The organism is Fuerstiella sp. (assembly GCA_022447225.1).
Classification (GTDB): Bacteria; Planctomycetota; Planctomycetia; order Planctomycetales; family Planctomycetaceae; genus S139-18.
The window spans coordinates 208477-218982 of the sequence record JAKVAZ010000003.1; the positions used below are offsets into that span (position 1 = coordinate 208477).

Consider the following 10506-nt stretch of genomic DNA (forward strand, 5'->3'; position numbering starts at 1 on the left):
TGACCGTGCGATGGTTCTGCCACCGAACGTCGACGATCCGTTTTCCATACGGGGGTCGATTGATCGGCCGTACCGAAAAGAAAAACCAATTCCGCTGCTTCACCCGGTCAGTCCGTGGGCGGGCAGGAATCGTTCCTGCCTGACACTTGTGGTTGAGCTCGGCTGCCTCTATTGAGCCTTCTGGTGTTTGCTTTTCCTCTGTGATGGGAGTCTGTTTGATGTCAGCACCCGGTCGTCCCCGTTTATTGATGCTGTCTGTCGGGTTGATTGTTTTGTCGGTCCTCATCACAGGATGTGCGGACCCGGAGCCAGCATGGGAACCCAAACTGGTTCCCGGTGAGAAATTAGAGACCGAATCCGATTCATCGTCACCGGAATCGGCTGACACAGAATCCTCATCTTCGCAGACAGCCGGTGAGGCAACATCAATCAGCCTGGAATTCGGCACCTGGAACGATGTCCAGGCTCGTATCAAGGAAAGTGCCGGCAAGGTCGTGGTTGTTGACTTGTGGTCCACATCGTGTCTTCCGTGTATTGAAGAGCTCCCACAACTGGGGCGTCTGCAGCGAGACCAGCCGAATGACGTTGTGTGCATCAGCCTGTGTCTGGACTATGCCGGGATCAAATCAAAACCACCGACATTCTACGAAGACCGAGTAAAACAGGTACTGCAGACGTGTGAAGTCGACGTGTTGAATTATCTGTGCACCACCGAATCAGACGAGGTCTATACATCGCTGGACCTGCCGTCGATTCCTGCCGTGTATGTGTATGGCAGCGACGGAACACTGGCCAAACGGTTCGACGCATCAATGCTGAAAGACGGTGCGGGCAGCGAAGAACCGTTCACCTACGACAGCGATATTCTGCCAATGGTCGAGCAACTGATTACTGACGAACGCTGAGCACCGAACTGCCCTCGCTCACAAGAGTGTCCCTCTCCTGGTTTCACAAATTCACAATCCCGCTCGACTGATGTTCCGAACAGTCTGTGGGCGTCATTTGTTGCGGCCACGTCGCAACTGAACGTGCCGGTTACGCTAACCGCTATTGTCCGTCCGACGCCAGATCCAGACGGTGTTTGATCAGCCGTTCCCATTCGAATTCGCCAGCGGCGGAATCATATGCATTGAAGGCCTCGGTTCGGTCAATGACGAACACCGCACGCTGTTCCCAACCTGCGTCGTCTTTTTCGTTCGAATTATCGTCCAAGTCCAGTCCCATGCGGCCACCAATCCGGAAGACACCACTCGCATCCGGCACGGCTTCAAAGTAAGCGGCCGTCCCATAGACAATGAAACAGTTACTGGTTGTGGTGGTGTTATTCATGATCTTCGACAGAAACTGATGGCGATGCACCATGTTGGCTGCTGAGCCCACTTTACCCTGTACGGCCGCATTGGTGACTGTTTCTATATCGGGATCCTGATGGAAGGCTGTGTCGCCTGGTTCCAGCCAGTGTCGGTTGGTCGTGGCAACATCGGTCGGTTCACCGAACGCATTATCGATGGGCAGGGTAACATTATNCGCGATATGTGCGGGACGATGCAAACTGCCACGTCGCAGAATCGTATNATCGATTCCGGTATCTGACGGACTGCCGGTCGCACCTGCCACACCGGTGGTATACGCCAGTGAACGGAATGGGCGGCTGTTCGGTGTGCCTGGAAGCCACATCTGTGCTGCCACGCCAGTATCGCCGTTGACCGTGTTCACATAGCCGTCACGTTCGTTGATCAGTTCCAGCCAGCGATCGCGGCCTGTCGTCAATCCCGGTGTCGCGTCGTTTCCATCCNGCGTTGTTGACGTCAGAAATGGTCCGTCCAGGTCACCGTTGCCGTTGGTATCCGTCATCACCGGCAGATTGGCGATGTTCAGATCATCCAGCAGGCCGGCGTAGACCTCGCGGNGACGGATCGTATTNAGATTCAGTTTCCCCGGCANACGCTGCAGATTGATGTAGTTTCCCAGCATGCGGTTGACGCGCGAGGGAACCTCAACGAACTGCAGCAGTCGATGCCACGCGTTGTCGTCTGCAGGATTAATACCGGCCGCATCGGGTTGCAGGATCATGCCTGCAGCCCCAGCGATGTTGTCCGGTGAATCCGCAAAGAAACCTTTTGATGGATCAATATTTGAAGCTTCATACTGGGGATACCGAGCCTGGAGCTGTCCGGGAAACCGCATGCGGTCGATACTGCGGGTCATTAGCTTCGGCCCCACAAGCGGCAGGTTCAGCAATTCACCGGTGGACGCGAAATCACGATCGAAATGAGCCTGCCACAAACTGAAGACCCCGCCAGCCCAGCCGTTCGTACGGGAGTTCATATTACTGCCGATCGTGTTACTGCGATTGACACCATCGACGCTAACCCCATCAGGATCCTGACCGCTGTTGTATGGCCCTCGCTTGGGATTCGCGGTTGTAATTCCCCCGTCAAACCCCACATTAGAACCATGCAAAACCTCCCCGCGTTCCCAGCTCCTGAACTGCTGAAATCTACTGGGGCCGGTATATTGTGGTGTCCTTTTCCGGACCTTTTGGCGGTCCACTTCAATCCACGGGTTCTCAGTGATCGGCAACTTAGGCAAATTTGGATTTTGACGTCGCTGCAACACCAGGTCGAACCCAGCCAGTCCGTCGCTGCCGTAGCCGTAGTGGCCGTTGCCCCAGTACTCACCATATACGGTCCCGCCATCGTTGTGGTTCTGAACCAGCTCATCCAAAAAACGTCCAGGATCAGTACTACCCAGCGGCTCAGTACCGGTTAGGGTCGTCAGCCAGCGGCCGGTGTGTGAGGTATGAATCGTATCCAGATCACATTGCGGAAGCGGCGTGGCACCGGACTGGATCGGGGCGACATTATCCTTATCGGGGGAATACAAATGGAAGTTGGAATCTTCGGTGAAGTCAATGTAGAGGTCAGCCGTTCCACATCCGAGAGGATCGCTGTGCTCCGGCTGGCCATTCAATGCGGCGGTGGCGATGGTGAACAGATCTCCACCACCCAAGGTGCTGTTTCCAGCCATCAGTGTCAGCGTTTGGTCCGGGGTTTCAATCTGTGTCGCCATCTCACCTGTGGGCCGGTCGGCACCGTGCCTGTCAAACCGCGCCAAACGCCACACTCCAAAGTTCTCGTTGGTACTGCCGGTCACCGAGGATGCCAGATCCAACGGTATTGGCAGCACGTTCTGCAACTCAACATGGAATAGATAGCGATATTCTTCGCTGTCATCCCACTGTGTATAAGGATCGTCGGTTAGTTCATGTTCTAATTCAGCAAGATAATTTTCGCTGAGAGCCAGTTGCTGCGCTTCAACCCCAAACACCACTCCACGATTCGTGGCGCTATCTCGGGGGTACATTCCATAACCGGTATCAGTGTCTGCTGTGGAAGGCGTTTCGTCCTCTGTGTCCGGATTGTCGTCCAGATTCCAGCCGTCACCGAGGTTCTTGTCGTACTCGAAACGGGTCATCACGTTGTCCGTGTCCATGGCATCCACCATGTTGACAGCAAACTGTGCCATCTGGCGTAGACGTACATTGCTGTACAGTGCGCGAGCACTGTTGTCGCCGGTGTAGTCAACGATGTTTGCAACGCTGACTTCGGCACCACCCAGGGTGTACAGCAGCACGTAAATATCCCGAGCCAGTTTCTGGCGATCGCGCCGCGCCCAGTACTCAGTATCTGCGGCTGTCTGAGGAGGAAAGGCCGGCTGTGTCGTCGGCATGGCAGTCACCGTGTCTGCCGCGGTAGCGTCGGGGTGTTCGACCAATTTGCGAAATTGAAGACCGGCCCGCTGCATGTAAGCGAGATACTCAGATGTGTTGTCCGCAGGCATGTTGGTCGCACGATTCACATCCAGAATATGATTGATGCTCAGCAACAACTGACCCAGACTTTCTCGCTGTTCTCCGGCTTCAATGGTCAGCAATCGACGCACTTCCGGACGAAACGGATCTGTGGCGGTGTATGGTCCATCATCCAGAATTTGATTGGAGTTGAGATCTTCACCGGTATCCATGCGTCCGTTGTTGTTTGTATCCTCTGCGGAAAATGATGGAGGGAACTCGAGTGCGCCGTCGTCATCGGCGTCGGCGGTCCATTCCCATGAGCGTGGCCCCGCGGGCTGTTCCAGGAACGGCACATGACGCAAACTGTGTGTGAGCGTGGTAAATCGATCCGTGCGGTTAGAATCTGCCGCATAGGTCTTGGGCATCAATTTGCGAAGTCGCTCGCTCACTTCACCCTGAGCAGCATTCTTGTCGGTTTCAGTGAGATGACCGATCAACATGTCCTGAACGGAAAACATCTCGTCATCAGGACGGAGGGCGAAGTCCAGATCCATGATCATTTCCAGGGGATCTTCGAACAACGCATCAATGAAGTGATTAATCGATAAATCGTCTGCGTCACTAAAGGTGCCGTTGCGACCCAAAATATACCGCGAATAATTGGCCACAGCGGTCCCGAACCCCGAATACCCACCGTAGCGCAACCAGGCTTCCGGCCTGCCCGCGAGATCCTGCAGCATAGCTGGTAAGCGGAAATCCGGTGTATCAAGCACGCCGTTGCCGTTGAGATCTTCACCCGCATCCAGCACGCCGTTGCCGTTGAGATCTTCGTCGAATCGATTGTCCCCTGTGCCGGCATAATCCATCGGATGCAGGAAGCCTCGAAGAACTCCGGTTACGGCGGACGCGATTCCCTCCCGGCTGTCGATGTTGTCATCCTGACCGTTCGCACCGCCGAAAGACGGAGAGGATGATGGCGAAATCAGGTCTCCCGCGACCCCAGGACGAGGCAGGGTACTGACAGAAGAACCGGCATCGACCTTGTGATAAACCAGCGCATTTGCGTCACCCCATCGCCCCGGATACAGATCTGTCCAGTCGGGAGTGGAAAAGTCCATTCGTCCACCCAACAGCCAGAGCAATTCCATATTCGCCTGTTCAAGGTGGTTGCTCGGATTCGCTCCATACCAGTCGATGAATCGCTGATCGGTATCCGGCAATGCAGTATCCGGCAGCAATCCGTAGATCGGGTTGATCTCATTGGGCCCAAGGCCCTGATTTGAGTCAGACAAAGAAACGGATCCCAGTCCCGTGGCCCCGACCAGTGACGTGAGATTGGCTTGATTACGCGGCAACCGAGCGAGGTTGCCAACGGCATTGAGATCCAGCAGAGCATCCAGGTCGTAGATGGTGAAGGAATGCAGAGTGGCGTAGAACCGACCGTTGGATGTCTCCTGAATCGGATACTGCAGGTCCATCCAGATGCCTTCTTTGATCCCGTCGCCATCGTTGTCCGAATCGAGTTCAAAAGCGACATCGAGGAATCCGTTACCGTTCAGATCCTCGCCAGAATCCATTATTCCATTGTTGTTAAGATCTTCATCCGTATCACCCGTCCAAACGCCAAGTCGTCCGAAGCTCTTGGTGTTGTCACCTTCCTCTGGCTGAAACGGGAACGGGGTCATCGTCTGGGCAGACAACAACGCGGCATCGCGCGTCGTCTCCAAAAATCGGTACACAGGATTGCCGGCAGCATCGTGGCCGCCAATATGATTTTTGTGCGGGCGGAATGAGCGTCGCTGATATTCCGGATGGGTAGCCGGGGCGTACCAGTTATAGTCCGTGGGGACGTCCAATCCAGTTGAGCTGTTCGTAGTGGATGACTTGAGATACTGGGGCCTAAAGAACGAGGGGATGATCACCTGCACACGTTCAAATCGTGGTGTGGCAGATGCACCGTTGTCACGAATGGCCCAGCCTTTGTAGCCCAGAAAGAGGTTGTTGATGTCGGGTGATGTGTAATCGACGTCCGGCTGTGGCAGGCCCAGAGGCAGGCCGTGGTTATAGTTGCGGTTTGCTGCGAGCTTTGCTTCATCAATCGCGGCGCCCCAGGCAGCAATCGAGTCGTTAAAATTCAAAAAGTTGTCCACATTCCCCGAACCAGTACCATTGCCCAGCGGGTCATCAGCCAACTGGTTGTAATCTGCATCAACGATGGGAATTCCCCCGGCGTCATAAATCACGCGCACGCCGGCACCGGTGTGCGGTGTGATATCCGAACCGGTCAGATTACTAATCATCGAGTGACGATTGTTATCGGTCACATCACCCAGGATACTGAATTTCTGGTAGGAATTCGCTCCGGCAATCACCTGCTCCAGGGCCCATGGAAACGGATCATCAGACACGACCTGGTTGACTTTGGCGACCGCAGCAAAATTTTCCGCATTACTGCGCTCCTGATTCGCGAACAGGTAGAACACGGTTCCCATGAAGGACAACAGGCTCAGCATGGAAATCACAATCACCAGCGTGGAACCACGGCGCCGTGCCAAAGTATGGTGACGGACTGTCAGGTAAGGTCTCATGATCATCGACTCCATTTAACCGGACTCGGCCCGCCCGACAGAAGGTTCAGCAAACCGATCACGGCAGCTGCTGAACCAAAGTGTATGTCATCAAGTCAGCCGGCAGTTCAGGTCAGTTGAAACGACCGCCGGATTGGTTTAAGTAAAAACGGAACAGCGAGTGTCTTGTGGTTCCATTGCCGGTAACCAGATTATTCGTTTAATCATCCGTGAGTGACAAATTCATCGTGAGTTGTCGTATTTGATCGGATGCCTGATCTTTGACCCGAATCGTCATTCGAACTGACTTCAGTGGTCGGCGATTATCAACGGCTTCCCAAACGACCGTACCATCCGCCACGACTCGGCCGGGAGTCGTCGGCCACGCTGCCGACGGAAGGACGTTGTCGGACGTTCCAGCTTTCACACATATATAGGCAATTTGAAATGCCTGATCAGGTATCGCTGTCGAATCATCCGTCCACTGGAACAAGCCGTCATTACTGACATCCCACCCCTTCGAGGTTGCAACCTTTGGGGGAGCAAAGATCACATTCCCGAATACGTACGGTTCGCCACTCTTCCAGTAGGAAGCGTCACCAGTTGGTGCCAGCGGTGAGGATGGACCAGGAGGGTCGTCGTTTTGCTGTGGAGGATTGTACCGATAAGCAATATACGGTGGTTGTGTCTCGCTGATGTGCCCCGAACCCAGATCGACCTCAGGGTGCCAAGTGTCAAACACAGCCGGTTGTGGAGAACTGGCTGCCGGTGCCAATGGTCCGTATTTGAATTCGGTTCCGGTTCCGGTTTCAATCTGTAAATTTCGACGAATGTGATAGTCACCGACCGCCGAATCCAAATCTCCCAGACCACCATATCCCGGCGTGACATAACGGCCCAGAGCTTCGTCCAAAATTTCGATCCGTAGCTCATGCACGTTCGTCATCAGAACATCTTCCACACGCCGGTGACCACCGCGACCGTGGTCTGTCGGTCCACCATTAAATTGCGTGACAACACCCGTGGTTGCAGGCGTGACTACGGTTCCCACAACATCCATGGGGTTGCCGTTTCCTACCGCTGAAGGTGCCAGCGGCCAGTTAAAATCGGGGTCAGAGGTTTCCGCATGCACAAAGCGGCCGATGAACCGCTGGGTGACGGAAGCGTCATGCTCGCGGGAGAATCCCGTCACTGGATTGAAGCCCCAGCGATATTTGGGGTTGGCAAGCGGGAAGAACCCTGCGGCCGGTTCATTATTCAAAGCGTCGATACCCATAAACAGAGCGTTCGTTGGATGATTATTAACATTTAGAGTGGGCCGGGCTGAGAAATCGAAATGCGTCAGGAAATCATCGCTGTTGACAACGCTACCACCAGCTGAGACGTAAAAGAAACGCCCGCCGCCTGCAGCGCCTGGAGGCACGAGGGGCTTTGACTTGTCGACCAGATACTCGTACCCCTCGGGTTGGGGGGAAGGCCTTGGGGTGGAACTCCTGGGTTGGTTGTGATTACCCGAGGTTTCAATCGGTCCGGGATCCCGCAACAGACTGACCCGGCGGATCAGTTGCCCGTTGCGCAGAAAATACATGAGTTCGGCACCGTTGGAGGCGGCTAGATCATTCACCAAAATATTTTGGTCATCTGCCTCCGGCTGTCCCGGGTTGGACAGAACACCCGTTTGGTGAGACCCCGCACCTAAGGTGACCTCTGCTTCCATATCATACAGCAGTTTGCTGGCACCATAATACATGGCGTCATTCTGGTCCTGCTGGACCAGTTTGGCATCGACCGTGAACTGAATAATGTCATCGTGATAACTGGCCGGATTGTTGGTGCTAATGTAAAGATAGCCGGAGCGTGCCCCGAATGGCGTCGGAGAGGTCGTCGGATCTTCTGTTGGATAATACGGGATGATATTTCGCTGAGTGCGCTTTTGAAAATCACTGCGGACGGTGGTCACCAATGCTCGTGCTCGCTGGTCATTTTGCGCGATCCCTCGCTGGAGCTTAACCGTATCGGTCGCCAATCCTAAGATGGAGACAAACAACGACATGATGAGCAGCACCAGGGTGACAGACACCAGCATTTCAACCAGCGTAAATGCTGATCGGTGGTTGTGACCGATGTGTGGCCTGTGTTTGTTGATCATGCCTTCATCCCGTCGGAGGATTCCATCTGATCTGTGGGGCTAACGGAGCGACTCAGGAAATTCTTTGAAACCCAGTGGATACACTTCAATCACACCTGTGGGGAACATGACTCGACCAAACGTCGACGTATCGTTCCCTTGCAGAACACCATCATCCGAATCGGCACCGGTACTTTCCAACTTACGAATCTGTGTTTCCACGGTGACACGATAATCGTAGACGTCCCAGTTGAAATTCCCTGCTCCGCCAAACGCCGGTTTCTCCTGAACGCTGGTGATGCGATACCAGACGGCGTTCACCACATCGAACGCAAAACCACCTTTTTTCAGTCGGGGTTGGTTCGCTCCGTTGTTTTTCACCCCGATGATATACGTGCCACCCAGGCAATTCGCAGGAAACAGTTCTTCGTCTTTCGTATCGACGCCGTTCTTGAATCGAACAACAACGTCCACGCTGCGAGCGTCTCCATCGGCCCGCCGACGTACTGACAGCATCGTGCTGAATTCACTTGTCCGCCGAGACTGCAACAACACGCGTCCCACAACCCCGTTGAATTCAACCGGCAGGTAACGTGCATCAAATCTTTGGTTGCCGTTGAAATCCAGAGGTGTGGCAACACCAGCTTCGGACCAGCTGGCTTCGATGTCGTTATCTGCACCGCCAATTTCGGTGCCACCGTTCTCCAGGTCCAGGTAGGTCAACGGAAAGGCCTGACTGATACGTTCGTCCGCGTCAAATACCACAATGCGATATTGTTCCGGATCTGGAACCATTCCGACAAAGGGAGTGATTGTGTTCAGTCCCTCCGAACTGCCAACATTCTGCAGATCACTCGCAGTTAAGGCCGCCAGTTTGACTCCGACGATACCCGTACCATCTGTTTCCACAGTCGACGCGACGGTGTCAATCTCCGTGGTCCAGCCATCAGGATGACTGTTGAAACTGACGGCCCGCAGTCGCAACGCACTGGCAACGGTCGTACTGGCAGTCCAGTCAGCACCGCCAGACGTTCTGAGTCCACCTCCAAACCGTGGAATGGAGAACCCGGGCACGGCCACCGGAGAGGCGGCCCCGCTGTTGCCGAAGTATTCAAAACCATCGGGGTAAGACAGACTGGGGACACCTTCCTGAAACTGCTGTGCATACGTGTAAAACCCCAGCCCATCCACAATGTAGTTACGCTGGGCGTTGGTCTGCACATGTTCGGCGTAGTCACCGTCGCGGTCAGGGTCAAAAATCAGCTCTGGAGTCTGAGACAGCACTGCTTCCACGTTGTAGCGCAGGATTGTTGCATTGGTGAGTTGTGTGGCCTGCAGTGTTCTGAGTGCTGCAATCGGGAACAGCGACATGACCATGATCACACCGATGGACATGATCATCATCGAGATGAGAACTTCCGTGAGCGTGACTCCACGGCGTTCTGTGCTGGAAGGCTGAGACAGGAATGATCGTCGCATTAATTCGAGGCCTCCCCGGTTTCCGCGAATTGAAAGGGATCGTCTGCGATTCCGTTGGAATCAAGATCACCCGGATCCGGAGCAACCTCCGGGTCCGTGTAGGCGTAAACCTCGTGGATCGAGACAGCGCCCGTCTGCGGGATTACAGTGACCAGGCGGCGAGGTTTGACATTGTACGCGCCAGACCACGGTGAATTGGTCGCATTCAACTCATCCATCGGGACGAACGCTTCACCGGCGGCCACATTCGTGTTGAGAGTTTCAATTGAGTTCGCATTGGCAAACTGTTCCTTAAGAAACAGGGAGTCTTCCGCATCACAAACATAAAAATGCAGCAGGCTGATTGCCGCATCGCCCGTCACGTTTCCCCGGGGAGAGAAAATGACATCAGCAAATGTTCTGTACAGATTTGTTGAATTTGCAGCAGGACGCCAGAAATTCGGAACCCGCGAGCCATCCAGGTCAATCACCACATCTTCCGGCAGAATCAAAGGCGATTCCGGTAACATCGACCATGGTAACTCGATTGAATAGGT

4 protein-coding genes are annotated in these 10506 nt (G+C 54.4%); 1 reads left to right on the forward strand and 3 read right to left on the reverse strand.

From position 1 onward, the window contains the following. Positions 1–218 precede the first annotated feature (218 nt). The gene (locus MK110_03805) at positions 219–905 is read left to right on the forward strand and encodes a TlpA family protein disulfide reductase (GenBank protein MCH2210401.1); all 687 of its coding nucleotides are present in this window, start codon (positions 219–221) and stop codon (positions 903–905) included. A gap of 5678 nt (positions 906–6583) precedes the next feature. Here MK110_03805 and MK110_03810 read toward each other — a convergent pair. The 3 genes from MK110_03810 to MK110_03820 all read right to left on the reverse strand — a co-directional run. Then, positions 6584–8512 carry a type II secretion system GspH family protein gene (locus tag MK110_03810; GenBank protein ID MCH2210402.1) on the reverse strand — a complete coding sequence of 643 codons (1929 nt, stop codon included), beginning with the start codon at positions 8510–8512 and terminating at the stop codon, positions 6584–6586. A gap of 39 nt (positions 8513–8551) precedes the next feature. Then, complete coding sequence (locus MK110_03815) at positions 8552–9970, reverse strand: prepilin-type N-terminal cleavage/methylation domain-containing protein (protein MCH2210403.1); 1419 nt, start codon at positions 9968–9970, stop codon at positions 8552–8554. Then, positions 9970–10506: hypothetical protein (locus MK110_03820; GenBank protein ID MCH2210404.1), on the reverse strand; the 537-nt coding region annotated here is incomplete at its 5' end. The genes MK110_03820 and MK110_03815, both read right to left, overlap by 1 nt.

What these genes read in the sequence shown, in the direction of transcription:
- MK110_03805 (MCH2210401.1), top strand. Translation starts at nt 219, where the DNA reads ATGTCAGCACCCGGTCGTCCCCGTTTATTGATGCTGTCTGTCGGGTTG.
- MK110_03810 (MCH2210402.1), bottom strand. Translation starts at nt 8,512, where the DNA reads ATGATCAACAAACACAGGCCACACATCGGTCACAACCACCGATCAGCA.
- MK110_03815 (MCH2210403.1), bottom strand. Translation starts at nt 9,970, where the DNA reads ATGCGACGATCATTCCTGTCTCAGCCTTCCAGCACAGAACGCCGTGGA.